Genomic DNA, 23266 nt, shown 5'->3' on the forward strand with positions numbered 1-23266 from the left:
CCTATTAATTTTGAAAATGATATAAATTACCCACCCGATAGCGCCTAATACATGGAGGTTAAAAATGGCAAACGAGGTGGGAAATGTTTCACCAGAAATGGTTGAACGTATCGCCAAAATAGTCGCCAAAGAAGTTGCGGCAAATATAAGTGATGACTTAAAGGATAAAGTTGGTGAAGAAGTTGAGCGCCACCTTAAAGCCTACTTTGGTGATATGACAGCAGCACAACACAGTATTCAACATGCCAATCTGGAAAAATTACTGGTTAGGTTAGACAGCCTTTCTAGTGGATTTTACGGAGGCATAATTTCGAAGATAGCTTCCATGCTGGTAGCAGCTCTAATTTTAGGATTGGCGGCTTGGGGCTTAAAAAATGGTGTAGGTAACTAAAGGAGTAGTTAGCTATGGTTGGTAAAGGATTACCTCGTGGGATTAGAAACCACAACCCCGGCAACCTCGAAATAGGGTCTCCGTGGCAAGGTTTAACCAAAAAACCTCAAGATATCCGTTTCTGTTCATTCGTGGATGCAGCTTATGGTATTCGCGCATTAGCAGTTACGCTGATCACCTATCACGATAAACGTAAAGCAACAAATGGCACTCGCATCGATACCGTGCGTAAAGTCATTGAACGTTGGGCGCCCTCAGTTGAAAACCACACAGAACGGTACATTCAGTTCGTCAGTAAGGCAATGGGTGTTTATCCTGATCAAAATATTAACCTGCATGATTACGACACTATTTGTCCATTGGTGGAGGCGATAATTCGTCAGGAAAACGGTCGGGGTAAAATAAAAACACTAAATTCATGGTACAGCCGTGAAGTTATCGACGAGGGTTTGCGTCGTGCCGGTATTATCAAAAAGACGAAAGAAGTTGTCAAAATTCCGGTAACGAAGGAAACCGCGAGTGCAACGGTTGCAGCGTCTTTAGGGATTGGTCAGATTGCCGAAGTCATGCCTCAGATCTCAGATGCTATGATGAAATCAGAAAGCCATCTGTCCAGTGGTTCAGTAGTTCGCATCACCTTCGGAGTTGCAACTATTGTGGTGGCTTGTGTAATTGCTTACGCGCAAGTTCGTCGTCATAAACAGGGAATTTAATTAAAGGAATAGTCTTCAGTAATGGGGACTATGCTGTTATGTCATTAAGTGGAGTTTCAATTTACGCTCCTGATGGAAGAGAAAGTATAAGTGAAACAGATCGTATTGGCCGTATATTGCCTGCACTGGGTCGTAATGGATATCTTAAAAGAGAGTTTCATCACCCAGAACTTGCCGATATGGGGGAAATATTTGTGTGGACTGACCTTACATACGGATTTTGAAACATTGAAGGGTCTGGCCGCATAACTTTGAATGGTACGACAATCACAGTGGAATTAAAAGTGAGTAGCGGTGGCACGGGGATTCCAGAGACATCGGGAATTAAGATTTATTATGGGATCAGATAATGGCGCATGGTTTCGAACTTAGACGTAGTCACGGTATTTTGCAAGTTGATGGTAGATACCAAAATATGAATTTGACCATCAAAGAGTCTGTTGTTGCTCAGGGAGGCTACGTTGAGAACAGTACCTATAGACGCATTGGTGTAAATACATCATTTTCTAAACCAGTACCGCCAACAACAACAATTACAGCTGTTGATTCAGATAACTGGATTAATTCTGCCGGTGGTATCAAACAAGCTGCCGGAGCTGGTAAAGCAAATGTGACCTTGTATGGATTCGGTACTAATAAACAGAACTGGTTTAACTCTCAGTATGGTTTAAGTGTCCGAAACGAGCAAGGGCAAGAGGTTTATAACTCTAATTGGGCAGTAATGAAAGTCGTTGATGTGTTTAATCTGGGCTTTGTGCGTAATTGGAGTTACAAAATCCCTGCTGGAAAAAAATATGCATTGATGATGGGAGGTGGTCGTGAAGAATATCAAATGGGTTACTATAGCAATAACGCTTATGGATGTTGGCATGAGTTCAGGCGTATTGGCGATAGGTTTGAAATCCGCTACAACGAAAATACTATGTGGTGGTTTCGCGATGAAGATGAAATCTCTTATGTCGCTCAAGATTACGACTTGAACATCATCATATTAGACGTTACCGGATATTGATTCTTGTTTCCCTAGTTGAATGAGTTGTAATAAACTCAACAACATAAGGAAAAAATAAATGAAAAATAGTAAGTTAGTTATTGCTTCTCTTGCTGCTTTGTTCTTGGCAGGATGTTCAGCTATAGCACAGAATGAAAATATAAAGTCTGTTCAGTGTCGGGGTTACATTGACATTAAAGCTACAGCAAAAACTCAATCTATTCCGCTAACGAAATATAACGTAACCACAGGTAAATTCTATAGCCCCGGTCATGGTTTTGTTGGCATGATGGGTTGGCATTCAACTGAACCATTCAGCAAGATCGAATGTTTAAACGAAGATCCTCGAAAAGTTAAATGATTTCAAAAATAAAATCAGCGCTATATACCGGACTATCTGTTATCGCTGTTCTCTTCGCCGCCTATTTGATAGGCGGCAGAGCGGCTAAAAAATCTGTTGAAATAAAACGACGGCAGGAAGAAAATCAACGCCTGCAAACCACATTGGATGTGAAGAAAGAGGTTGAACATGAAGTTCAGCAAAAAGAAATCGGGGCTGCTGTTACTGAGCTTCGTAATGACTGGATGCGTAAATAATACCACTGGTTCGACAGCACCTGCCTTTTGTGACATTGCTTCACCTATCTATATTGGCAAAGAAGACACACTGACAGATCTTACGGCAAGAAATATTCTTACCTATAATCTTATCGGATATAGGCTCTGTGGGTGGAAAAAATCGTCTAAAAATTGAATTGTTTTAAAACATTACAATAATGAGGCTACCACTGATTATAGGCTACTATTTTTCTTGCTCATTAATTTATTATTTAGATAAATAACAAAACAATATATTTTTTTAAATGTTTTTATTTATAGGTTTTCTTCCATTTGTTAAATAACCAATGTATCTTATACAAAACAATAGTAACGGCGTGGTTGATTTATAAATCGAAATACATAAGGCGAATATGATGAGTGGAGAAGCCCAAATAATACTGGTTGGTGGCAGTAAAGGTGGCCCCGGTAAAAGTACTATAGCTCAACAAATTGCGGGTTATTTACTTAACCGCGCAAAGAAAAAGGTTCACCTGTTAGATATCGATGCCCAACGTACAACCTATCAATGGTGTCAAGATAGGGAAAGCCTACCAGCGGAGAAGCCAGCAGAAAAGCTCTCATATCATTACCGTGGTGACGGTGTTATCGAATATTTGGATGGCATTAAAGGCCAATTCGATTACATTGTTATTGACGCCGGAGGCTTCGACTCAGAAGCTCAACGTGAAGCTATGCTGAGAGCCACTCACTTACTGCTCCCAATTCGCCCAAAACGCCGTGACGTTCGCTCATTAGCTGCGCTAGATCGTATTGTTGAGAAAGCGCAGACTTTAAATGAAGATTTAAAGGTTAGAGTAGTGATGAACCAGTGTCCGGCACTGCCTAACCAATACTCACGTATTCAGTTTGCCAAAGACGTTTGTGAAACTTTTGGCATGTTCGCCTTAAATACCAATATCTACGCCCGTAACGTCTATGACGATGCGGAAGAAGCCGGTCGTACTATCTTTGAATTAACAAAAGAAGAACGGGATAAAAAGGCTGAGGCGGAAATTGAACTTTTAGTAAAAGAATTTGTGTATGGAGAAAAGGTAGATGGCTAAGAACCCGATGGCTGGACTGGCAAAACAAGAACGAGAAGAAGCGGTACAGGAGTTTCTGAGCAATTCTTCCCTGAAAGAGAAAACAGTCAAACAGCGTGGTCGCCGCAAGAACAGTACTGAAATTATCAAAAGTCGTACTGTCTCGATGGAAGATGAATATCATGAATTAGTAGATCTGCTGAGAGTCGCTCCTAGACGTGCCAATTTAAGTCGCTCAGACGTGTTTAGAGCTGCTTTGGTAACTTTAGCTTCTTTACCCTTTAGTGATATAAAGGCTGCGTTAGAGTTGAGCTTAGAGACTAAGCCGGAAGAGATTCAACAGCTCATAAAAGATTTAGATAAAAAGATCCCATAAAAGAAAAGCCGCTGATGCGGCTTTTCTTTTATGGGTTCGAAGCTAGAAGTGTTCTGCTAATAGCAATTAGGCGATGCTTGTGAACATCTTTGTCACTGCCCCAACAAAATTCATCCCATTTTTCATAAAACTCAGAAATGGATGGAATGACTACCAAGGGAATATAGTCCATATCACAATCATCAGAAATGCCATCAGAAGAGTATACGTGATAGCCTTTAGTTATTGCCCAGTCGATCATCTTTTCCCAAAAGCGTTTACCATCTTGAGTTTGTGCTTCATCAGTTACTACAATGTTATATTTGCTCAATAAATTCTTAAAAAAATCTCTTGGCAAATCGCCAATTGCATGTTGATGTTCTGAGCGGGGTGTACGCCATATCATAATCTGGGTGCAAGTTTCCTTCCCCACGATGATATCTTTTCGAAAATGTAATTTTACGGCATAAACTGTTTCAGAATCTTCACCAGTTGTAATCATACGGTATTGGTGTTCTTTGAGCGATTTTACTAGATGGTAGCCATAAGGGACATCAAAGTTTGGCAACTCAAAGTTTTCTACGCCTTTTTGTAAAAAAGTTTTAGTATGTTCTTCATTTTTTTTAGGATGGCGTAATTTATTGTTAAATCCTGTGTCGGGGATCAAATATGGCATTGTGTTATTTTTCGCTTGATTAACCAACATATATTTGTCCTCCGAAATTAGGACAATCCTTTGATACTTATAATATTAAATTCAATTATAATACAGTTTTGGCACAGATTGGCAAACTACCGATACTATCCTACAACTTTGGCATGAATTGTTCAAATAGCATGTGGTTAGGGGTAATGATCGGATAGCCGCGATAACCGCCAACTTTTAGACAAGTAATTTCTAATTGACTAAAAAGTGACATTACTATATTAGAGTTACAACAAGCGGGGGTATTAAGGAATTTATGTTAAATAAGGGTTAAGCTACAATTTCGGTCTTCACTAGTAATGCGTCCAATTTATTGATAATTACTTTCTTAGTGTACGATTGTTCCTTCCCTTAAACATGCTGAAAAAACAAACGAAAAGGTTGTTCAGTTGCGTAAATTCGTTATACTAACGATATCCATTGAGCATATTGGGTTTGTTTTATCCCACTGAATACTTTGAATTGATGAATTGACGGAGGTGACTATGATTACTCATACACCATTCACTATTGGTGATCGCTATGCTCTTATAGGCAGTTTTAGCGTACCTGATGTTCCGGGACAATTCGAAGTCCGTACCAACAGCGAGCGAGTTAAACGCCCAATGTTAATCGTCGTGCATGACAACTGGCATGAAGCTGGTCGCCGTGATCGTATTACTCCTGTGATAGTCATCCAGTTTGAAGCCGATGGCCGTGAAAAATGCATTGAGCAGAAAGAAGCTATGCCGTCGAAAACAATGAATCTGACTAATTTACGCCTCCGTGCTATTCAATTCTTTCAACAAGAATAAGATGAGACTTGCTGGACAATGCCACCACTTCTGATCGAAGAACACGAAAAAATCTGGTTTGGCCTGATAACTTAGATGATCCAGAGCAGGCGTATGTGCACTTAAATGATATCATTGATGATATTGGTGATGCACACACTGTTATCTTGGAAGACAGTAATGGTATGGTTCGGCTTTACCTGCGCCACGTCCGATCAGATCAGGTTTCTGCAAATATTTTGCTTGAGTTTAAGCTCACCGCTCCTGAAGGTTTCCCTGAGCGTATTCCGCAGGTCTCATCTTCTATGTTGGTAGAGACTATCGCGGTGTAAAACTCGCCCAGCAAATCTATCGTTGCGTCATAGATCATTACGGAGTGGTTGTCAGCGATACCCACCAAACAGCCGCGGGTATGTTTATATGGTTACTCATAGCTGAAGATGACTCTGTGCAGCTCAATATCATGCAGGTTAGCGGAAAGCATCTAGATTATCGTTTGTCTAATGGCAAACCGGAAGTTTACAAAGGTAAAATTGATGCACTGGAACAAGCTGGCGCGACCATTTGGGGTGGGCCAGATGCAGTGGTTTCCGACATTGACCTTAAGCGACTAGGCTTCAAACCTACCCATCAAAATATGGAACACATCATGCTAGCTGCTCGTTAGCAGATAAGCCTTATTTTAAGAGCAAAGTTCGCTCAAAAAACAGTATGATATTCTCCCATCTCAAAACTGTTCCCTGATTTTATACGATTTCTGATAGAAGAGGTTGTTTAAAATCGCAGCTACTCAGTCATTAACCCTACAAAAAGACCGACACTATGGAATTGATTTCCTATCTTGGCACTGATATAAAAAGTATTCTTTCACTTACTTATAAAAAGGTTTATTGTATTCATGTGCCTAACAATGGGTTTTTTCTTAGCAGAAGGTGATCCACAGGAGTTTATGCTCTCATGGACGGCACAAGATAAAGACCAATGGGTTGTGGAAAATGTCGGTCTATCTCGTACCCAAGGTGAGCTGGAGTTGTATCAATCCAAATGGTTTGATTATCGGCATTTGCATCCGATGGATGCCACGATGTTATTCACTAAATCCTATAAGCGTGAATACTCTCGGGTCATGAGCACCCACGGTCGTGAGGATTATCGAAAAGCACTTTTCCGTACCGGACTTAAACGTGTTCCGTTTATCAACTTATCAAAAGCAAACATAACGTCTCTTTGGAAAGCCAGACAAAAAGCCGATGAACTTGGTGTTGAATACAGCTTTTTCATCATGAGCATGTTGTCTATAGCGGCAAAACGGGAATGGGGGGAGTTACCGCGTCCACAGCATTTGTGGCAGGACGATTTGCTGGAAATATTTATCGATAGGAATGAAAAACGCAAGGGAACGCGATTGAATGGTTCTGAGTTGGATTATTTTAAAAAAAATAACTATGTGGGTGATGAAGTTCAAGATGCTCATAGAGCATATGTCATGGCGCAAATTTCTAATGCACGACCGGATAAACGTCATTTGTTGATTTTCTCTGCGGTGTATTCACTTGGTTATCTCGAACAACAAACATTCTTGAACCAGTTTCCCGATGATTTAAGAAAAGCCTCTAAGTTTTTATAGAACCCCTATACGGAAATGAAAATATCCAATAATGGATTGATGTTAAAGGAAAATGATAAATGATTGACGATTATGAAATTATCAAATCTCGTCTGTCTTGGTTAAAATATAACGGCGTAAAGCTGGAAATCACAACAAATACTGGCAACGTAATTTCGGGATTTGTGCGTAAGTTTGATAATCAATCGGCTCTGATTGACACCATCGGCAAGAATGACAGAAACGATTTTAAGACAGTGAACTACTCAGCAATTGAGAGTTTTCATAATGTTGCTGTAGTGCAGGTGGTTTAAATGTCAGCATCAAAACTTGAATTGGAACATACAAGCGTTTCATTATCCGAACGGTTTGATGATGCTTTTCAGGTAGTACTGGCTGCTTATTACTGCCGTGATTACCGTTTTGTTACTCAGGCTCACGACTTAGTTGAACCAAAGCAATTTAACAATATGGCTTTAGGTTTTTTGGTCGCTGCAGCCGGTCGTTTTTACAAGTTATATAAACAGCCACCGTCAATGACTACGTTGGTATCGCTTATTACCAGTGACGTGAAAGACAAGGTTATTCGCAAAGAATACGTGTCGGAGGTCACTGCTGCTATAAAAAAAATCAACGAGATAACATTAACTGATTCTCAATATATGGTTGATCAGGTGACATTGTTTGCTCGTTCGATCGCGTTTGATAACGCCATGATAAAAGCGGCTGAACTCAAAGATAAAGGTGACTTTGATAAGGCTATGCAAATTATGGAGAAAGTCAAACATCTTGGTGGTCAGGGAAGTAGCGAGGTATACGATTACTTTAGTGAATCAGCGACACGTTTTGAAGCACGTGAGAAAAAGGCGATTGGTGAAGCGCCACCACAAGGGATCACAACAGGATATCGAGCATTGGATGCTTTGTTGTATCACAGTGGATGGGGTCGCAAGGAAATGACCCTGTTTATGGGTTTTGCTAAATCAGGTAAATCGACCGGTATGGGAGAATTTTCAGTTAACGCAGCACTAGCGGGATTTAACGTTCTTTATATCTCTTTAGAAGTACACAAGGAGATTATTGCAGATCGTTTCGATGCCCGGCTTTCTGAAACGGATATGGACGAGCTGGTTGATGGTCGTGATAGGGTATCGAAAAAACTAAAAGAGATTGGAGCTACAGGTAAAGTAGGCAAAATGTTCGTTGTCCAACGTCCATCAGGCTCTGTTTCACCAAATGATGTTGTCCGTATTGTTGAAGGGATTATCTCTACAGGTGTTACGTTGGATATGCTGGTTGTGGACTATGCCGACTTGATGAAATCAAACTATCGTAGCGGTGACGTTAGAGAAGACGTGAAAAGTATCTATACCGACCTTCGAGCTGTTTTTGATACTTACAACGTAGCTGGCATTACTGCATCACAGACAAACCGTGAAGGTGGATCGTCAGAAGTTGCGACTATGATGCACGCCGCAGATAACGTTGAAAAAGTCCGTATTGCCGACTTGGTTATCACTATCAACAAAACAGAAGAAGAAAAAGCCAAAGGCGAAGCTAGATTATTTATTGCAGGTTCTCGTAATCAGAAGGGAGATGTCAGTATTCGTATTGAACAGAACCTCGATCAGATGCGCTTTATTAAACGAATAATAGATATAATCTAAAAGATTGTGACTCCCGATCTAATGAAATTTATATAAAACCACACAGTTAATAACTTCAAGCAATGAGCCACAAATCGCCAAATAATACCTGTGACTCTTATTATAACTACCTAAAGAAATAGTAGATTATGAGTGCAAACAGCAATTTTAGGGAAAAGTTAAACGAATTCGATTTTGAACAGTTTCTTGATCTGGAAGGCATCTCCTATCGCAGAACAACAGGTAAGAATGGACTTGAGTTAAACATCCGAGAATGCCCAACTTGTGGCAGTTATGATTGGAAGGTCTACTTCAATCCGAAAACGAAGGTAGGAGTATGTTTTGCCGGTAGCCATCCACAAGATGAGCAATTCAACCTATACCGGTTTTTACAGAAACATTCTGGTTTAGCTAGACGAGAACTTCATGCCTATATTGATACTCAATTACTTGAGCAAGGCTGGCGACCAAAAGAAAAAGAAATTGCTTTAGAGAGTAAAGTCGAGCTGAAAGAAGAAGTACAGCTCCCGCCACATTACTTACTGCCTTTACCTGATGGTCGTATTCCCGATTATCTTGCTCAGAGAAACATATTTTCTGAACTTATCCGGTATTTTGACTTGCGATTTATTGTGAATGGCTCACACGTTTATCACGACTATAGCGGTCGTATCTCAATGCAAGATTTTTCAATGCGGATACTTATTCCAATCTACGATTTAACGGGGAAATTGAGTACCTTTCAGGGGCGCGATGTCACTAATACCTCAGATAAAAAGTACTTGTTCCCATCTACTCTACCGGCATCAGGACGTTTTTTATATAACGGGCACAACGCAATGGGAAAATCTACGGTCGTTATCTTAGAGGGCGTATTTGACGTATTTGCCGTCAAGCGCGCTTTATTCAGTGATGAATCATTACGCGACTACGTTGAGCCAATAGGCACTTTTGGTATGCACTTGTCAGGGGCTTTATCAGAAGAAGGGCAAGATCAATTAGGTAGCTTTTTAACACTGAAAGAGACTGGCCTTAAAAACGTCATTTTCCTATGGGACTCAGAGAAACAAGCAGTTAAGAACACGATTAAGGCTGCTAAAAAGCTACAGTCTATAGGACTTAACGTGAAGATCGCTGCTTTTACTCGTGAGGGTCAAGATGCCGGTGAATCTGATGATGATGAAATACTACAAGCTTATTTCTGCTCTAAGTTTTTCAATCACCAATTAGCACTAGAAATGTCAATTAAAGGGCACAATGCGATTCGTTCTTATTAATACCTACCAATATAAGAAATCAAATAGAGGTGAATGCAAAATGAATAAGTCAGTTTATCTTGAAAAAATTGAGTCTTTAGAGGGATTCAGCACCATTAAAAATGATGAAAGACAGAGTGTCATTGATGCCGGTATGGATGCAATGGAACATGAATTTAATCGACTCACAGCTGAGAAATTCCCTTATTCCCCAAACGCCCCATGCCTAGAGATACATCATATTCACACTAGCGATGATGGTGTCAGCTATGACCTTGTATATATGAAGGATATGGCTCGTATTAAAACCGATAAACCTGTCACCTATATGATTGGTTTTAACGACCATGCGCTCGTAGCCACCGTATCTGATCTCGAACAGAAAAAAGTATCGGAAATGTTCGATCTCTTTGTCAAAGCTTACCGACAGCAATCTGATGAAGAATTTATTGATTTACCGCTGTCAGTCTTTGCGAAAGCAGTACAACAAAGAGAGGCTTATAAATCAGAAAAACATGTCGTACTATACCGCAAAGCAATCGCTAATATGCCTGATTATAGCAATATTAAAGGCTCATCAAATGAAGCTCTCACTTTTATTAAAGATTATCAGGGTGCAGAGATACTACCGAATCTCAGTTCAGCTATAGAAATTGTACTCCATGCTAACGCCTTTGCAGACAATGTCATTAATCGTTCTGCGCGTCTTACCTCTAATGCCATTGCAGAAGTTGGAATGATGAAAGAACAAGCTGTTGCATACGGGTTAAAAACAGCCTCATCAAAGATAGCTGAAATTCAACTGCGTGGTTCTAAATTGGCTGGTATGGCTGGAATGTTTTAAACCTGTGACTGGCATTGAGCAAGGATTTACATCGGATTGCTCTAATTAAAACCCCGCATCATATTTACACAAACACCCCTTATATGGGGTTTTTATGTATACAAGTAATTGTTATGATAATTATCTATACACATACTACCCTTTAAAGGGGTATTAAAGTGGAGATAATGAAATGGATAGGATCACAGCAATTAACAAATTAAATGAATTCAGCAAAATGGGAAGAGCCATAGTAGCGAACGGAATCGAAAGTCGCTATGAGAGCAGATTTGGCATTTGCGCTCCCAACGATGTCAGAATACGACCCTGTAACAAAAAGCTTTCCAATAGATAACCTCGGCTGTAAAGGCAAACCGAGACGAATAACCAATCCTCAACATGTTAGTATAAGTATCAAAAATGATATTTTCTGTAGCTTGCCTGTAACTGATAATATTCAGGTTCAAAAAATTGAGAACCTTAGAGCACAGCGTGATTCAGATATATCATACAGCGGTAAGATGTACATGGATGTGTATTCAAATGGTTATCATTTATTTGGAAACATAATTGATGTTGAGCTTAAAATATATGATATAAAATCAAGGAGCTATATCTATCAATACAACTATAACCCCGTAAACAATTCAGAGCCATCACCGAAGTCATAATGCCGCTCCCCTAGAACAGTACAAATTAAAGTGGGCGACTGTCATATCAAGTCTGAACTACTACAGTTAAATCAAGGTCGGTTATCCTACCTTGATTTAACAACAAGTTATTTAATACTTACCATGTAAGTTTGACCTGATTTCAGCTTTCCAATAAATGAATCGGATAACCTATAATTAACATTAGATGAGCGGTTCCGATATTCTTCCCATTTAAATATTTCAGATATGCCATCTATTGTTACAGTCAAATCCCGTCTTATCGTATGGGGTTTAAAAATAAGCACCCCACACTCTGTCCAATCATCTCTATAAAGACAGAGTTGGGTCAATTTCATTGATTCAAAGAATATGTTTCCTGATGGACTGCTTCCAAATCTCTCAAGAGCACCAAATCTCTCCCCACTAGTTTCTAACGCCACCCCATGAGCAAAAACATCATACACATCGTAATTATATTCCTCTTCCCACTCAGCACTCCCAAATGTTAATTTGAATCCTTGTGATTTACCGATGAAATCAGACATTTTAAAGGTGGGTTTTAAACCTAATTTAGCTCCAGCTTCAAACATTGACCGAAGACCCGTTTCTTTAACGACCTCGCTGCCAACATTTCCTCCGTTTATAGCCATTTTATCCTCCGTGATAAAAACATATTAAAAACGCACTTATAATACTATGAAATAAAATAATTTTTAGTCAATGGCTAAAAAGTGACATTACTATATTGGTGCTCCTCCACCAGTTTTAGCAACGGACGGTATGTAAAATATTTTGTTTGAGTTTTAGTCAAAAACAGACTAATATGTATATACAAAAATGTATTTTATGGTGTGAAGATGGAGCTTGAATTTGAATGGGATCTCGCAAAAGCGGAAACTAATTTCTGTAAGCACGGGATTCGTTTTGAAGAAGCTGCTCGTGTTTTTGATGATCCTTTTCACTTGTCAGTACAAGATCGCTTCGAAAACGGCGAATACCGCTGGCAGACAATTGGAGCAGTAAAAGGATATCTGATTGTGCTGGTTGCCCACACAATACTATTTGAAGATGGGACTGAAATTATTCGTATCATCAGTGCACGTAAAGCAGAGCGGAACGAGAGAAAACGTTATGAGCATAGTTAGATATAAACGAAGTGAATTGCCATCTCTGACTGAAAATCGGAAATCGGAGCTTAAGGCATTGTCTGATAGTGATATTGATTACAGTGATATTGCTCCGCTGGAGGATGATTTCTGGAAAAAAGCCGAACGAGGACACTTTTATCGTCCAGTAAAAACTCAGGCTTCGGTCAGGATTGATGCAGATGTTTTGGCTTGGCTTAAGCAACCGGGAAAAGGTTACCAGACAAGACTTAACGCTATCTTACGTGAAGCCATGATGCGTGATTTACATCAAAAGTAATGCCCGCGATGGCAAACTACAAAAGACACTTACCTGCCTTGAAAAAAGCAGGTAAGTGGGTAAAAAAAGTAGAAAGAAAAGAGTTATTGCAGTGGGATAAGTTCTTCGCGGCTCAGGCCGGTAATTTCCATAACCAGTTCAATACTGTCACCACGTTTTAAGAGGGCACGGGCAATATTTATGGATGCCTCTTTTTGACCTTCCAACTTACCTTCTAATTTACCTTCTAATTTACCTTCTAATCTTCCTTCTTCCCGGCCTTTGTCCTGTAATCGTTGTGCAATATTCACAATCACCTCCTGATGGCTATCTACCTGTTCAATCAGTTGCTGGATCACTTGTTCAAAATGCGGCGAGTCCATTGTAACAAATAGGTAGTTCATAATAGTCACAACATCGTTGTCACTATTATAGTTATGTTTGAGGGCGTGGGCTAATAGCGTGGTAACTGCTTTAAATCCCTCACGCAAATTCTTATGTTTCATCGCCAATTCCATTACGGCGATTTTGCGATGATTGACCAATTCGTTATCATCAATAACTGTCACATCAACCAGCGGAAACGGATTAAAATACATCTCCTCCGCCAGTTTTGGCAATGAAAAGCATTGTGTCCAAGCTTGCTGGAAAGGATAAGGACTGGTATCACCATGATAAAACAAAACAGGCACAACTAGCGGCAATTCCTTATTCCCCTGTTGCAAATGCTGATTCATCGCCATAAAAGCGTAGTGCATCATTCGCCACGCCATCATTTTATCTGGAGTAGACTGGTGTTCAACAAGCACATAAATATAACCATCACCTTGTTGAGTTTTCACCGAATAGAGGACATCGGACATTCTTGAACGTAACTGATGATCAATAAAAGAAGAGTTAGTCAATCTTAACGTATCAAAATCACACAGTTTCTTGATTTTTTCCGATAGATGAATATCAAAAAAATCACGAGCATTCTCAATTCGAGCCATAAATCCTTTGAACGCTGCATCATGAGGTGTGGGGATAGCCTTTTTATTCTTCATGTTTTCTTATCAAAAAATGATTCCCGCATCCAGTCTACAGTAGAAGAAAGGCGAGTATCAAGTGCAATGGCATAAGACTCTTAACCGGCTTACATACAAAAAGATAAGAATTATACCGATTCGCTTATTGATCCAAATAAACCAATCGGTTAAAGTGCTTCCGCCATCGGCAAAATCCGGTGGTCAAGGCGTCGCGGCCTTGTTACGAACCATCCACTGGTAGGAAGTTTCTGCCAGTGTGCTTGCTATCGCCCTTTCAATGGCGGTTCAGGTAGGGAAGGCTAATGCCTTGCCGGAAGATGGTTCCCGGTCCGCGAACCCTGCCTTGAATCGCCACCATCAATATTAATTAATGGAAGGGGTAGCAGGAATGTTCAATACCAAAAATGACTGGCATCAAGCTGATATAATTGCAGCCATACGCAAACAAGGAACAACCTTAGCCGCAGTCTCCCGTGAAGCGGGACTCAGTTCATCAACATTAGCAAATGCCCTATCGCGAGAGTGGCCTAAAGGCGAATGGATAATTGCTAACTATCTCGGAATCCATCCCTCAGAAATCTGGCCTAGTCGATACTTTGACAAAAATGGTCAACCAATTGAACGTAAACCTCGCAACAATTCTCAGGAATAATTATCAAATTATTACCCAAGCGCAGTAATTGTAGAGGTAAGCTGTGTGTAGTAATCCTATTCCACTAAAACAAGCCATGTACCGTGCAGGTTTGGCAGTGTCTCTATTTAAATTCATTTTCGAAAAAGCGAAAAATGAGTGCTCAATAGATTTAAATAACCTGATTGCACTGGTGAATGATATCAATCAGGACGTTCACCATGCCCTTTTGAAACATTCACCAAAGCCATTAACACTAAAATTACTGAGTTACGTAAAACATAAGAAACCTATCTCATTAGATCAGGCGATGTATCGGGCGGGTTTAGGAACCTCTTTATTTGAAGTGATTCTCGACAAAACCAGCAACAATTGTTCAACCGAATTACATGATCTGATTTCGTTAGCATGTGATATCAATCAAGAAGTTTATCATTCACTTGTAGCCGAGGTTTATAAAGATACTCCTGAAAATGATCTTACTTAGTAAATAAATTGATTTTTTGTTCATTTATCCAATGGGCTAATCCACCCTAAACCCATTCAAAAATTGGCGGTTATCGCAGCTACCCAGTCATTACTCCATTCAGAGCACAACTGACGAGGTTTACCCTGCAAAGTGAGCAGGATGTAGCGGTAACCCTGTTAGGGAATGGGAAGATAGCTGCGATAATCGCCAATTTTCCTCAACTCCAGCCATAAGAGCAAAAACGTTCGTTTGCGCAATCCCATTCCGCTGATCAGTAGATCAGTGGCTTATCCATTGCCCAGCGTGTAATATTACAGTATACTATTACACATCATGTAATACGGTTCGGACAATGATTAAATCATTCAAGCACAAAGGATTGAAGCAACTTTTTGAAAAAGGAATTACTTCTGGTATACCAGCGCAAGATGCCGAGAGGATTAACGACCGTTTACAGGCCATCGATACAGCAAATGAAATAAGCGAGTTAAACCGTCAAATCTACAAACTTCACCCGTTGAAAGGAGATCGCGAAGGTTATTGGTCTATTACAGTCCGAGCTAACTGGCGCATTACTTTTCAGTTCGTCAACGGTGATGCTTATATTTTGAATTATGAGGATTATCATTAATGAGACAGTTTAAAATTTCCCACCCAGGAGAGATTATCGCCAGAGATTTGGCTGATATGGGCATTAGTGGTCGTCGTTTTGCGCTCAATATCGGAGTAACTCCCGCTACTGTATCGCGTTTTCTTGCTGGTAAAACTGCGTTAACTCCACCATTAGCAATTCGCATCGCTGCCGCGCTGGGAAGCACACCTGAGTTTTGGTTACGTCTCCAGAGTGCTTATGACCTGCGTCAATTGGAAAATAAAATCGACACGTCTGGGATCGTTTTATACGGCGACCAAGACGAAACCTTGCAGGTCACTTCAAAGCATTAAGCAATAGTAAATGTGGGGCTACGCCAGCCTCGCATTTGCTGGAGGTTATCGCAGCTACCCAGTCACTACCCCCGCCATTTTCAGAATTCATCTTTCCGCTTTCTTATTCTGTGCGCTGTAAACCCCGTTCTTCAGGATGGGAAGGATATCAAGATAGCAACTTTTGATAGCTGTTTTTTACCAAATCAAAATGTAGACAATTTGATAATTCTTTGAAGAAAGGTTGTTATTTTAGGAGACATTCCACTAGACCCCAAATAGGTGCAAAGTACTAACTCGTATATTTCACTCCCCCTTTGGTTGAGATCTCTGTGAAGTTCCAATCACAGCATCGATAAAAATAGTATATGAAATAGATAAAAAATTTTTGACTTTCTGAGTTGTGGAATTTACAGTTCATATGCTGTATATAAATACAGCATCTATAAGTTCAATATGTATACGAACATAGTAGACAAAAAATTAATTAAGACTCACTGAACAGGAGGTTCACTATGAGTGGCGGAGATGGAATGGGTCATAACAGCGGAGCACACAATTCGGGTGGCGGTATCAATGGTGGTCCAACTGGCTTAGGCGGCGATGGTCGAAATAATAGTAATGCTGCTTATTCAGATCATTCGGGATGGAGTTCAGAGAATAACGGATGGAGTAGTGGTCAATGGGGTGGTAGTTCCGGACCAGATGGCAGCAGAAGCGGCAATAGCGGTGACACCAGTGGATATAGTGGTAGACAAGCGGCCAATTCATCAAGATACTCTGTAGCTGATCTCCGATTAGTCAAGCCCGGCTATCCAGCAGCAACTTTTCCCATCGGAGGGACTATAAACGCAACAGTTTGTACCAAAGTGCCTGAGAACACTTTTACGAATTGGGGAAGGTATATAGACAATGCTAAACCTATAGCCGCACGCTTAGCAGGTGCAGCAAAGAGGACTCCAATAGGGAGAGTCGCATCATTCCTAATGGGTCTGGAAGATGGACGAAAGGAATTTACCGCAAAATTACAGCAGCAAATGCTAGACGACGCTAGAAAAGAAGCCGAAAAGGTTAATGTCACTGATGTTTTTCACGTGACCACACTCCCAGTAGCAACAATTCTTGCAGCACCCATTTTGATGGAACGTATTCGTGAACAAGGTAAAGTGCTTGCAGATGTGGTTAGTCAACCTGTTGTTGATACAAAAAGTAAACAACGCCAAATAGCGATTACAAGGCAACCTACTAATGTTCCTGTAGTCAAAGCTGAAAAAACAAATAAACCTAACGTTTATTCTGCTCAGGTTGTTGCTGGGATGAAACCTATACAAATTACTGTTGATAATTCAGCTCGTTCATCCCTAGAACATCAAACTAAAGTAAATACAACCCCCGAAGTGGAAATATCTTCAACAACAGCAGCGGGTGACACTTATCACGCCATACTCGATTTTGGTAGTGAACATGATGCTATCTATATTTCTGTTTCCAAAGTTCCTACAAAAGCAGAAGAGAAAACGCAACTGGAAGAGTCTAAGCAAAGAGAGAAGGAATGGGCAGCAGCTAACCCTCTATTGGCCGCAGAATTAGAACTTTGTGAAGCTGATAAAGAATTACGTGATGCAGAAGCTACTGTTCTTGAAGCTGGTAAGACTCTAGATACTAAAAGGAATGAACCGCTAGGATTAACACTGGCAAACCCCGAAAAATATCCTATCACGCAAAAATGGGATGAGTGTATTGAGTTTCCGGTTTATGCACCGTATGCCAAGGTTTATTTTAATTTTTATGCAGTTGTTAATTCTCGAGAAAACCTGAAATTATTGCTGGAGAAGGGAGCTGAATCACTTTACCCAGAAGAAGTTAGTTGGAAAGATGTGTTTGAAAAATATGCTGCACCAGGGCAACTCCTTGAAGAGATTAGTCGAGGTGACACTGAAGATGTATTAGAAACAGGCGGCATATATACAGAAATGGCAATAGAGGAACTTAATTTTGCCAGAAAAAAATTATTGGAACAAAAGCGCTTAATTGCTGAATCAGAGCATGCCCTCACAGTAGCTCAAGAAAATCGGGAAAAAGCAAAGAATAAGAAAAAAGAAAAAGAAGAAAAGGCTAAGAAAGAGAATAAACGTAAGCAACCCGGTATAGCAACAGGAGATGGGACAGATGTTGGTGAGAAATGGCTGGAAGGTGTATCTAAAGAATTAGGATCCCCGATTCCCAAAGAAGTAGCAAATAAATTAAGAGGGAAAAAATTCAGTTCATTTGATGAATTTAGGGAAGCTATATGGACCGAAATAGGAAAAATTCCTAAATTAATGAGCCAAATAAAATCAAAAAACAATAAAAAGGTTGTTTCAAATGGTAGATCACCATTTGCCCGTAAAAATGATCAGGTTGGTGGAAGAAAAAGACTTGAATTGCACCATGTTAAAGAAATTCAACATGGCGGTGAAGTCTATAATGTTGACAACCTACGAGTGGTCACCCCGAAAAACCACATTAAAATTCATTCAAAATAAACAGAGATTCATTTATGAGTAAGAATAAACTTGAAGATTATACTGAAGCTGAATTTTTAGCCTTCGTGACAAAAATTTGTAACGCAGATTACGATACGGAACAACAAGAAGATTATGATGTCTCCGAGTTCGAACGCCTAACTCAGCACCCAGCAGGAAGTGATTTAATTTACTATCCAGAGGATTGTGATGATGACTCTCCAGCAGGAATTGTAGCTCGCGTTAAAAAATGGCGTATAGAGAACCAGTTACCATTATTCAAGTAGTAAAATCCTATGTACAGCCCTCTACACGGGGGGCTGATATGCTCATTATCGAAGCTGATCCCAATCAAAGATCTCCTATCCTATATGTATATTCTGCTCTTTCACTGTCATATATATCTATACAAGTAATATACTCCCCTACTTTAATTATCTTTCTGAAAAGATTTACAGTAGTAGTTGTTTCTTTTTCACCAGTCCCCCAGTACAGAAGCCCCTCTTTCTCTTTATATGTTATGCAGAGAGGATACTTACCACCATTATCGATGGCGTAGCCAAAAATTTCCATTTCACGTACAGAATTGTCTGCATTTAAGAACACATCAAAAACTAGTGTGTCTTTCGTCTCAACTGGGTCACGCATTCAATCCGTTGATTACCTTAAATATAGTATTCTCTTTCAATAAAAGTCCCGATGACTTTGTCATGCATCTCCGGGGATTTTGAGTAACCGAGTGTTTTACGGTTCAAACGTTTAATTCTGTTACGAAGTGTGAGATTTTCACGTTCGATACGTTGCGTGAAACTTTCCCCGACGAGGTGTTTATTTTTAGGCAACATATTGTAAGCCTTAAATTTATCTGTACACCAAAAAGCAACATTGAATCGTGATAATTTTTTCAGCCGTTTTTTAAGCGTTTTCTTGTTCCACCTTTCAAATGTGTGAGCAATAATACGCTTTAACCGAGGCTCCCAAGCGTACCATAGCCAGCGTTGGCATTTTTTATTCCCGACAAACGACCACATCTCGTCAACTTCACCGATGAGCTGAACGTTGACATTATCCAGCGGAAGTGTTGTTACGCATCGCGGTTTGAGTTTTTTAAAACACGGACAACGGCATTAATACTGATATGCAATGCTCGGGCAGTATCACGGATCCCCGAGTTGTTCATAGCAAGGTCAACGACTTGTTCTTTTATACCCGCTTGGCACGCTCGATAAGCGTACTCAAGTTGAAAGGTTCGTTTGCAGGATAAACAACGATAGCGTTGGTGGCCAGCATCGCCTTTACCGTGTTTTTTGACGAATTCTGTTTGTTGACAAAATCGACATTTTACTTCAACTGTTGCCATTTAACCTCTCCGAAAAAATGGCGATTATACACAACCATCAACAGATTGAATACGTGACCGACAAAATGGCTTCACCGTCAGGGTTTCAGCTATAAGAAGCCGAAGGGAACGCCGCATAAATTTGATGTCGATAAACAGCAACAATTTATTGAAGCCTAACAACAGACCTTGTTTAGTATCTTGTATTAGGCGACCGCTCAGGCGGTCGTCCATCTGATAAATAGGGTTTATCGCTCAATTGCAGAGGATCAAACTCAAAGTTTCCCTGCTGCCCTTAATGCTGCATAGATTGTTGTAAACGGTAGTAACAACGATAAAGAAGCATCTAATAATGGAACAGCTCCATATGCCGCATACCAGTGAGCTACTCGTTCATTTTTAGCATCAATTAATAACGCAATCCCACCTGCTTGTGCTGCAACTAACAGGCTGCGTCTACCTGCGGCAAGTAATAACTGACCACCAAGTCCTTGCCCCTGAACTGAAATATCTACCGCCAATCGACCTAATCGGAAAACCGGTACTTCGTGCCGTGCCAGACCACGCTTAATTACTTCGGGAGTACGTTCATAAGCAATAGAAGCGGGGCTTAGGCTATAATAACCAAGTACTTTTTGGTTACAGCCACTTACTGCAAGGTATGTTTTAGCTCCACCTTTCTCATGATTTTGCCTTGCGTGGCGATATAGGAACTGATTTAACGCATCATCGCCACAATCAAAAGCTGTACGATCATGGTGTCTGCCAATAGGCTCTTCATGCCAATCTACTAATATCATGGTAATTTAGGCAACGCAAAGGCCACAGCCATTAACTTATCATTAGGAGGCGGTGGATTATCTAAAAGATCAAGAACATGCAGACTGTCCCTTTCTGTCAGCACCTGTCTTTCGTCCTCATCAATAATTTTTCGCGCCACTGAAACAACATTGCGGATAACAAACTCCGTTAGATTAGTGTGTTGTATAGCGGCAGCGCGCATCAGAAGCGATTTTTCTTCTGAGGAAATGCGTAATGACATACGATCATTAGTTTCTACAGGAATTTGAGGCATGGTAAAACCCTCCTTCATTGTACATATTTAAATAGTACATTATGTTTTAAAATAGCACAATTTGTACGCCATGAAAACATACAGGTAATGTGCTTAAATTTGCAATTGATTCAACTGGGGAAATATTCCTCTTCTATGTTAGTTTTCATTAAAACCATTCTCTGTGACTCCAGACTAATTACGTCTGGAGTCACAATATTTAATCGACTATATTTAAATCAAAATAAAAAGCACAATAAGATTGTTTATAACAATAAATTATTTATAAAAATAAGGCATATAAATGAACAAGTATGGTAATAACGATTCATATCGCATAAATGAGTATGTAGGTATAAATACTATAAATTATTTATATATGATAGGTAATTACTCACTTATTGAATTGGAAGAAAAATTACAAAATGAATATAGAGTGAGAGATTTAATTAGTATGTGGGTAAAGGTTTCCTTACTTATTACTAGGCGCAGGCCAGAGATTGCTATTTCATCATTACTGGCTCACCTCTTACCTATTATTGGTGATCTAGATATAAGAAAATGTACAAAAATTCAATTGAATCGAGTATTTAATTACTTACTCTCCGATAATAAAGTTAACGAAGCTAAACGAGTCTTTGCTCTTACAAAACAGTTCCTTTCATGGTGTGAACATCAAGGGTACATAGAGTTAAATCCATTAGCCTCAATGACACGTAAAGATGTTGGCGGAAAGACTCCTGAACCACGTAGCCGCTCGTTATCAGATGCCGAAATATGGTGTTTTTGGCATGGATTAGACATGTGGGATTTCAGCGATCAAATTAGATGGGGACTGCGTTTTTGTTTGCTAAGTGCCAGACGACCGGATGAAGTTTTCAGAGCAAAAAAAAGTGAGTTTAATCTTGAATCTAGCATATGGAGACAGGGCAACCGTAACAAATCACGCCGCAATCACTCATTACCTATTAGTGAAATGATGGGAACTTGCTTAGAAAATCTCTTTAAAGCCTCTCCTAACAGTGAGTGGCTTTGCCCATCACCTAAATATCCGAGCGAACTCATATCGAAAGGTGCACCAGCGCAATGTATACGTCGCATGGTTCGTGACCATCTTCACTTTGGGTTGGAAGAGTTTACCCCTCGAGACTTGCGCAGAACAGCCAGAACCAAGCTGGCAGCATTAGGGATTCAAAATGATGTATCACGTAAAATAATGAACCATGCTCTTGAAGGAATAGACAGAGTGTATGATAGGCATGATTACTTTGGACAGATGCGGGATGCGCTTGATTTGTTTTCAAACGAAGTTAAAAGGATTGTAGAAGCAGATTCTTACCGAAATTTAAACCATGATTTTGAAGTAGGCAGCCTATCATTACCGCCTACTTCAAAAATCTATTGTGAAGATTAGTTACTTGTTGCTTTGCTGATAAATTCATCAGCAATCATTGCGGCCTTTGTAACATCACCAATATCGGCGCCTTTAAAGTTACGATACGCTTCTAATACTTTCACTTCATCCTTAGAGAGGGTACGGGCATTCTTTTCATACATTGCAAAGATTTCAGGGTAACGGGTCTTCATAACAATTCTGAACAAGACCCCCTCATCAATTCCTAAAACCTTAGCAAAAATATGTATTTTTTCAACTGGAAACAACATCTTGCCACTTTTTAGCATAGAAATATTATTGTGAGCTGAATACCCTACCTCTTCTGCAATCTTAGCCTGCGACTTCCCACTAGCCAGAATTGCAGCAGCTAAAAAGTCGCCGATAACATTTTTACTCATTTCTTGTGCCTTATTTAATGTGAGTTTTGTAATTTAAAGGTTTTAACAATATACACGCTAAAGACAATATAAGTAAATACCTATCTATTAACAGCCATTAACTATGACATATAAACCCAATCAACCTCATGTATTTCATGCCCAATTTAAAAATGAGAATAAAAACAATTGCCTTTATTGAGCTCTAATTTATATAATCTAACCTCCAATAAAGAATTATCAATATAAGTACTTAGTTACATACAAAAGAGGCGTTAATTACATGGCAGCGATAACAGGATTGCTTGAAAAAATGGAGTCAGGCAAATACGTTCTTTTGACTGAAAATGAAATGGCTGAAATCATGGGCGAAGCCTCTAACAATCTTTTGCAAATTTATACGTCTAATGACCTAATTATTCATCACATTACAGTCAATGGTGAGTTTTATATGTTGGCAGATACAGGGGCTTCACGAGTTTTAACTCAACGTTAGAAAATCCACATACCTTTCAAATAAAAAGCGTATAGATTGACTGCCTATACGCTTTTTTTATTATTTCTGCACTGAAAAACACGTAACA

General features: G+C 39.7%; 35 protein-coding genes and 1 pseudogene. 28 read left to right on the forward strand and 8 right to left on the reverse strand.

Features of this window, described 5'->3' with window-relative positions:
• Nucleotides 1-64 precede the first annotated feature (64 nt).
• From AAY47_RS01715 to AAY47_RS01755, 8 genes are all read left to right on the forward strand, one after another.
• On the forward strand, nt 65-391 hold the full coding sequence (locus tag AAY47_RS01715) for a hypothetical protein (protein ID WP_047766515.1): 327 nt from the start codon (nt 65-67) through the stop codon (nt 389-391).
• A gap of 14 nt (nt 392-405) precedes the next feature.
• Complete coding sequence (locus tag AAY47_RS01720) at nt 406-1104, forward strand: membrane protein (protein ID WP_047766516.1); 699 nt, start codon at nt 406-408, stop codon at nt 1102-1104.
• Nucleotides 1105-1194: 90 nt separating this feature from the next.
• A complete protein-coding gene (locus tag AAY47_RS21940) occupies nt 1195-1353 on the forward strand; it encodes a hypothetical protein (protein ID WP_160300188.1) in 159 nt (52 codons plus the stop codon).
• Between the two features lie 100 nt (nt 1354-1453).
• Nucleotides 1454-2116, forward strand: coding sequence for a hypothetical protein (locus AAY47_RS01730; protein WP_047766518.1), 663 nt, complete (start codon nt 1454-1456; stop codon nt 2114-2116).
• A 58-nt stretch (nt 2117-2174) separates the two neighbouring features.
• A complete protein-coding gene (locus tag AAY47_RS01735) occupies nt 2175-2456 on the forward strand; it encodes a hypothetical protein (protein WP_047766519.1) in 282 nt (93 codons plus the stop codon).
• Entirely contained in the window at nt 2453-2692 is a 240-nt protein-coding gene (locus tag AAY47_RS01740) for a hypothetical protein (protein ID WP_047766520.1), read from the forward strand. Before AAY47_RS01735 ends, AAY47_RS01740 begins: the two co-directional genes overlap by 4 nt.
• Before the next feature lie 377 nt (nt 2693-3069).
• A complete protein-coding gene (locus tag AAY47_RS01750) occupies nt 3070-3759 on the forward strand; it encodes a division plane positioning ATPase MipZ (protein WP_047766522.1) in 690 nt (229 codons plus the stop codon).
• Nucleotides 3752-4114, forward strand: coding sequence for a hypothetical protein (locus tag AAY47_RS01755; RefSeq protein ID WP_047766523.1), 363 nt, complete (start codon nt 3752-3754; stop codon nt 4112-4114). Before AAY47_RS01750 ends, AAY47_RS01755 begins: the two co-directional genes overlap by 8 nt.
• A 28-nt stretch (nt 4115-4142) precedes the next feature.
• Here the strand turns inward: AAY47_RS01755 and AAY47_RS01760 are convergent, their stop codons facing one another.
• Nucleotides 4143-4799 carry a hypothetical protein gene (locus AAY47_RS01760; RefSeq protein WP_047766524.1) on the reverse strand — a complete coding sequence of 219 codons (657 nt, stop codon included), beginning with the start codon at nt 4797-4799 and terminating at the stop codon, nt 4143-4145.
• Between the two features lie 485 nt (nt 4800-5284).
• Here AAY47_RS01760 and AAY47_RS01765 point away from each other — a divergent pair, with 485 nt between their 5' ends.
• The 9 genes from AAY47_RS01765 (at nt 5285) to AAY47_RS01800 (ending at nt 11574) form a co-directional block, all read left to right on the forward strand.
• A complete protein-coding gene (locus AAY47_RS01765) occupies nt 5285-5593 on the forward strand; it encodes a hypothetical protein (protein WP_047766525.1) in 309 nt (102 codons plus the stop codon).
• A gap of 8 nt (nt 5594-5601) precedes the next feature.
• Nucleotides 5602-5904, forward strand: coding sequence for a hypothetical protein (locus AAY47_RS22525; protein WP_235428267.1), 303 nt, complete (start codon nt 5602-5604; stop codon nt 5902-5904).
• A gap of 131 nt (nt 5905-6035) precedes the next feature.
• A complete protein-coding gene (locus tag AAY47_RS22530; RefSeq protein WP_235428268.1) occupies nt 6036-6239 on the forward strand; it encodes a hypothetical protein in 204 nt (67 codons plus the stop codon).
• 243 nt (nt 6240-6482) lie between these two features.
• Entirely contained in the window at nt 6483-7199 is a 717-nt protein-coding gene (locus AAY47_RS01775; protein WP_083446775.1) for a hypothetical protein, read from the forward strand.
• Nucleotides 7200-7258: 59 nt separating this feature from the next.
• Nucleotides 7259-7492 (forward strand): hypothetical protein, encoded by a 234-nt coding sequence (locus AAY47_RS01780; protein ID WP_047766526.1) that lies wholly within the window; start codon nt 7259-7261, stop codon nt 7490-7492.
• Complete coding sequence (locus AAY47_RS01785) at nt 7493-8845, forward strand: DnaB-like helicase C-terminal domain-containing protein (RefSeq protein WP_047766527.1); 1353 nt, start codon at nt 7493-7495, stop codon at nt 8843-8845. It abuts the gene before it with no gap.
• 128 nt (nt 8846-8973) lie between these two features.
• Nucleotides 8974-10101: a DNA primase catalytic core, N-terminal domain protein gene (locus AAY47_RS01790; protein ID WP_047766528.1), complete on the forward strand. Its 1128-nt coding sequence runs from the start codon at nt 8974-8976 to the stop codon at nt 10099-10101.
• A gap of 40 nt (nt 10102-10141) precedes the next feature.
• Nucleotides 10142-10924: a hypothetical protein gene (locus AAY47_RS01795; protein WP_047766529.1), complete on the forward strand. Its 783-nt coding sequence runs from the start codon at nt 10142-10144 to the stop codon at nt 10922-10924.
• A 257-nt stretch (nt 10925-11181) separates the two neighbouring features.
• The gene (locus tag AAY47_RS01800) at nt 11182-11574 is read left to right on the forward strand and encodes a hypothetical protein (protein WP_047766530.1); all 393 of its coding nucleotides are present in this window, start codon (nt 11182-11184) and stop codon (nt 11572-11574) included.
• 107 nt (nt 11575-11681) lie between these two features.
• Here the strand turns inward: AAY47_RS01800 and AAY47_RS01805 are convergent, their stop codons facing one another.
• Nucleotides 11682-12206 carry a hypothetical protein gene (locus AAY47_RS01805; RefSeq protein WP_047766531.1) on the reverse strand — a complete coding sequence of 175 codons (525 nt, stop codon included), beginning with the start codon at nt 12204-12206 and terminating at the stop codon, nt 11682-11684.
• 207 nt (nt 12207-12413) lie between these two features.
• Between AAY47_RS01805 and AAY47_RS01810 the strand changes: the two genes are divergently transcribed.
• Both AAY47_RS01810 and AAY47_RS01815 read left to right on the forward strand, forming a co-directional pair.
• The gene (locus AAY47_RS01810) at nt 12414-12701 is read left to right on the forward strand and encodes a BrnT family toxin (protein WP_047766532.1); all 288 of its coding nucleotides are present in this window, start codon (nt 12414-12416) and stop codon (nt 12699-12701) included.
• Entirely contained in the window at nt 12688-12981 is a 294-nt protein-coding gene (locus AAY47_RS01815; RefSeq protein WP_047766533.1) for a BrnA antitoxin family protein, read from the forward strand. Before AAY47_RS01810 ends, AAY47_RS01815 begins: the two co-directional genes overlap by 14 nt.
• A gap of 83 nt (nt 12982-13064) precedes the next feature.
• Here AAY47_RS01815 and AAY47_RS01820 read toward each other — a convergent pair whose 3' ends face one another.
• Complete coding sequence (locus AAY47_RS01820) at nt 13065-14006, reverse strand: Rpn family recombination-promoting nuclease/putative transposase (protein ID WP_047766534.1); 942 nt, start codon at nt 14004-14006, stop codon at nt 13065-13067.
• Nucleotides 14007-14376: 370 nt separating this feature from the next.
• On the opposite strand from AAY47_RS01820, the gene AAY47_RS01825 reads away from it, so the two are divergent.
• The 6 genes from AAY47_RS01825 (at nt 14377) to AAY47_RS01850 (ending at nt 18803) form a co-directional block, all read left to right on the forward strand.
• Nucleotides 14377-14640, forward strand: a complete 264-nt coding sequence (locus AAY47_RS01825) for a helix-turn-helix domain-containing protein (protein ID WP_047766535.1) — start codon at nt 14377-14379, stop codon at nt 14638-14640.
• 43 nt (nt 14641-14683) lie between these two features.
• Nucleotides 14684-15106, forward strand: a complete 423-nt coding sequence (locus AAY47_RS01830; RefSeq protein ID WP_047766536.1) for a hypothetical protein — start codon at nt 14684-14686, stop codon at nt 15104-15106.
• Nucleotides 15107-15440: 334 nt separating this feature from the next.
• On the forward strand, nt 15441-15719 hold the full coding sequence (locus AAY47_RS01835) for a type II toxin-antitoxin system RelE/ParE family toxin (protein WP_047766537.1): 279 nt from the start codon (nt 15441-15443) through the stop codon (nt 15717-15719).
• Complete coding sequence (locus tag AAY47_RS01840) at nt 15719-16033, forward strand: HigA family addiction module antitoxin (RefSeq protein ID WP_047766538.1); 315 nt, start codon at nt 15719-15721, stop codon at nt 16031-16033. Before AAY47_RS01835 ends, AAY47_RS01840 begins: the two co-directional genes overlap by 1 nt.
• Nucleotides 16034-16527: 494 nt before the next feature.
• Nucleotides 16528-18537, forward strand: a complete 2010-nt coding sequence (locus AAY47_RS19870) for a colicin-like bacteriocin tRNase domain-containing protein (protein ID WP_053014189.1) — start codon at nt 16528-16530, stop codon at nt 18535-18537.
• A gap of 14 nt (nt 18538-18551) precedes the next feature.
• Entirely contained in the window at nt 18552-18803 is a 252-nt protein-coding gene (locus AAY47_RS01850) for a bacteriocin immunity protein (RefSeq protein WP_047766539.1), read from the forward strand.
• Between the two features lie 64 nt (nt 18804-18867).
• On the opposite strand, the gene AAY47_RS01855 is transcribed toward AAY47_RS01850, so the two are convergent.
• Both AAY47_RS01855 and AAY47_RS21145 read right to left on the reverse strand, forming a co-directional pair.
• Nucleotides 18868-19164 (reverse strand): hypothetical protein, encoded by a 297-nt coding sequence (locus AAY47_RS01855; RefSeq protein WP_047766540.1) that lies wholly within the window; start codon nt 19162-19164, stop codon nt 18868-18870.
• Nucleotides 19165-19181: 17 nt separating this feature from the next.
• Nucleotides 19182-19876, reverse strand: a protein-coding gene (locus AAY47_RS21145) for an IS1 family transposase (RefSeq protein WP_152669745.1) whose coding sequence is annotated in 2 segments (ribosomal slippage) — nt 19182-19630 and nt 19630-19876 — 696 coding nt in all. Because the reading frame shifts where the segments join, the coding sequence is not laid out codon by codon here.
• A 63-nt stretch (nt 19877-19939) separates the two neighbouring features.
• Here AAY47_RS21145 and AAY47_RS20260 point away from each other — a divergent pair.
• Nucleotides 19940-20029, forward strand: a pseudogene (locus AAY47_RS20260) (helix-turn-helix domain-containing protein); the annotation flags it as partial.
• Between the two features lie 101 nt (nt 20030-20130).
• Here the strand turns inward: AAY47_RS20260 and AAY47_RS01870 are convergent.
• Together AAY47_RS01870 and AAY47_RS01875 are read right to left on the reverse strand one after the other, a co-directional pair.
• Complete coding sequence (locus AAY47_RS01870) at nt 20131-20655, reverse strand: acetyltransferase (protein WP_047766543.1); 525 nt, start codon at nt 20653-20655, stop codon at nt 20131-20133.
• Nucleotides 20652-20930: a DUF1778 domain-containing protein gene (locus AAY47_RS01875; protein ID WP_047766544.1), complete on the reverse strand. Its 279-nt coding sequence runs from the start codon at nt 20928-20930 to the stop codon at nt 20652-20654. Before AAY47_RS01875 ends, AAY47_RS01870 begins: the two co-directional genes overlap by 4 nt.
• A 283-nt stretch (nt 20931-21213) precedes the next feature.
• Between AAY47_RS01875 and AAY47_RS01880 the strand changes: the two genes are divergently transcribed.
• Nucleotides 21214-22323, forward strand: coding sequence for a tyrosine-type recombinase/integrase (locus tag AAY47_RS01880; protein WP_047766545.1), 1110 nt, complete (start codon nt 21214-21216; stop codon nt 22321-22323).
• On the opposite strand, the gene AAY47_RS01885 is transcribed toward AAY47_RS01880, so the two are convergent.
• Nucleotides 22320-22703, reverse strand: coding sequence for a helix-turn-helix domain-containing protein (locus AAY47_RS01885; protein ID WP_047766546.1), 384 nt, complete (start codon nt 22701-22703; stop codon nt 22320-22322). The two genes, AAY47_RS01880 and AAY47_RS01885, sit on opposite strands and share 4 nt — an antisense overlap.
• 262 nt (nt 22704-22965) lie before the next feature.
• Here AAY47_RS01885 and AAY47_RS01890 point away from each other — a divergent pair, with 262 nt between their 5' ends.
• On the forward strand, nt 22966-23178 hold the full coding sequence (locus AAY47_RS01890) for a hypothetical protein (protein WP_047766547.1): 213 nt from the start codon (nt 22966-22968) through the stop codon (nt 23176-23178).
• Nucleotides 23179-23266: the final 88 nt, after the last annotated feature.

It is taken from the genome of Xenorhabdus griffiniae, from assembly GCF_001028135.1.
Classification (GTDB): Bacteria; Pseudomonadota; Gammaproteobacteria; order Enterobacterales; family Enterobacteriaceae; genus Xenorhabdus; species Xenorhabdus bakwenae.

What these genes read in the sequence shown, in the direction of transcription:
- AAY47_RS01785 (WP_047766527.1), top strand. Translation starts at nt 7,493, where the DNA reads ATGTCAGCATCAAAACTTGAATTGGAACATACAAGCGTTTCATTATCC.
- AAY47_RS01720 (WP_047766516.1), top strand. Translation starts at nt 406, where the DNA reads ATGGTTGGTAAAGGATTACCTCGTGGGATTAGAAACCACAACCCCGGC.
- AAY47_RS01855 (WP_047766540.1), bottom strand. Translation starts at nt 19,164, where the DNA reads ATGCGTGACCCAGTTGAGACGAAAGACACACTAGTTTTTGATGTGTTC.
- AAY47_RS01780 (WP_047766526.1), top strand. Translation starts at nt 7,259, where the DNA reads ATGATTGACGATTATGAAATTATCAAATCTCGTCTGTCTTGGTTAAAA.
- AAY47_RS01805 (WP_047766531.1), bottom strand. Translation starts at nt 12,206, where the DNA reads ATGGCTATAAACGGAGGAAATGTTGGCAGCGAGGTCGTTAAAGAAACG.
- AAY47_RS01825 (WP_047766535.1), top strand. Translation starts at nt 14,377, where the DNA reads ATGTTCAATACCAAAAATGACTGGCATCAAGCTGATATAATTGCAGCC.
- AAY47_RS01735 (WP_047766519.1), top strand. Translation starts at nt 2,175, where the DNA reads ATGAAAAATAGTAAGTTAGTTATTGCTTCTCTTGCTGCTTTGTTCTTG.
- AAY47_RS01795 (WP_047766529.1), top strand. Translation starts at nt 10,142, where the DNA reads ATGAATAAGTCAGTTTATCTTGAAAAAATTGAGTCTTTAGAGGGATTC.
- AAY47_RS01775 (WP_083446775.1), top strand. Translation starts at nt 6,483, where the DNA reads ATGGGTTTTTTCTTAGCAGAAGGTGATCCACAGGAGTTTATGCTCTCA.
- AAY47_RS01815 (WP_047766533.1), top strand. Translation starts at nt 12,688, where the DNA reads ATGAGCATAGTTAGATATAAACGAAGTGAATTGCCATCTCTGACTGAA.
- AAY47_RS01890 (WP_047766547.1), top strand. Translation starts at nt 22,966, where the DNA reads ATGGCAGCGATAACAGGATTGCTTGAAAAAATGGAGTCAGGCAAATAC.
- AAY47_RS01875 (WP_047766544.1), bottom strand. Translation starts at nt 20,930, where the DNA reads ATGCCTCAAATTCCTGTAGAAACTAATGATCGTATGTCATTACGCATT.
- AAY47_RS01790 (WP_047766528.1), top strand. Translation starts at nt 8,974, where the DNA reads ATGAGTGCAAACAGCAATTTTAGGGAAAAGTTAAACGAATTCGATTTT.
- AAY47_RS01765 (WP_047766525.1), top strand. Translation starts at nt 5,285, where the DNA reads ATGATTACTCATACACCATTCACTATTGGTGATCGCTATGCTCTTATA.
- AAY47_RS01835 (WP_047766537.1), top strand. Translation starts at nt 15,441, where the DNA reads ATGATTAAATCATTCAAGCACAAAGGATTGAAGCAACTTTTTGAAAAA.
- AAY47_RS01715 (WP_047766515.1), top strand. Translation starts at nt 65, where the DNA reads ATGGCAAACGAGGTGGGAAATGTTTCACCAGAAATGGTTGAACGTATC.
- AAY47_RS01880 (WP_047766545.1), top strand. Translation starts at nt 21,214, where the DNA reads ATGAACAAGTATGGTAATAACGATTCATATCGCATAAATGAGTATGTA.
- AAY47_RS01810 (WP_047766532.1), top strand. Translation starts at nt 12,414, where the DNA reads ATGGAGCTTGAATTTGAATGGGATCTCGCAAAAGCGGAAACTAATTTC.
- AAY47_RS01885 (WP_047766546.1), bottom strand. Translation starts at nt 22,703, where the DNA reads ATGAGTAAAAATGTTATCGGCGACTTTTTAGCTGCTGCAATTCTGGCT.
- AAY47_RS01870 (WP_047766543.1), bottom strand. Translation starts at nt 20,655, where the DNA reads ATGATATTAGTAGATTGGCATGAAGAGCCTATTGGCAGACACCATGAT.
- AAY47_RS01740 (WP_047766520.1), top strand. Translation starts at nt 2,453, where the DNA reads ATGATTTCAAAAATAAAATCAGCGCTATATACCGGACTATCTGTTATC.
- AAY47_RS19870 (WP_053014189.1), top strand. Translation starts at nt 16,528, where the DNA reads ATGAGTGGCGGAGATGGAATGGGTCATAACAGCGGAGCACACAATTCG.
- AAY47_RS01800 (WP_047766530.1), top strand. Translation starts at nt 11,182, where the DNA reads ATGAGAGCAGATTTGGCATTTGCGCTCCCAACGATGTCAGAATACGAC.
- AAY47_RS01760 (WP_047766524.1), bottom strand. Translation starts at nt 4,799, where the DNA reads ATGTTGGTTAATCAAGCGAAAAATAACACAATGCCATATTTGATCCCC.
- AAY47_RS22530 (WP_235428268.1), top strand. Translation starts at nt 6,036, where the DNA reads ATGCAGGTTAGCGGAAAGCATCTAGATTATCGTTTGTCTAATGGCAAA.
- AAY47_RS01820 (WP_047766534.1), bottom strand. Translation starts at nt 14,006, where the DNA reads ATGAAGAATAAAAAGGCTATCCCCACACCTCATGATGCAGCGTTCAAA.
- AAY47_RS01840 (WP_047766538.1), top strand. Translation starts at nt 15,719, where the DNA reads ATGAGACAGTTTAAAATTTCCCACCCAGGAGAGATTATCGCCAGAGAT.
- AAY47_RS01730 (WP_047766518.1), top strand. Translation starts at nt 1,454, where the DNA reads ATGGCGCATGGTTTCGAACTTAGACGTAGTCACGGTATTTTGCAAGTT.
- AAY47_RS01850 (WP_047766539.1), top strand. Translation starts at nt 18,552, where the DNA reads ATGAGTAAGAATAAACTTGAAGATTATACTGAAGCTGAATTTTTAGCC.
- AAY47_RS01755 (WP_047766523.1), top strand. Translation starts at nt 3,752, where the DNA reads ATGGCTAAGAACCCGATGGCTGGACTGGCAAAACAAGAACGAGAAGAA.
- AAY47_RS01750 (WP_047766522.1), top strand. Translation starts at nt 3,070, where the DNA reads ATGAGTGGAGAAGCCCAAATAATACTGGTTGGTGGCAGTAAAGGTGGC.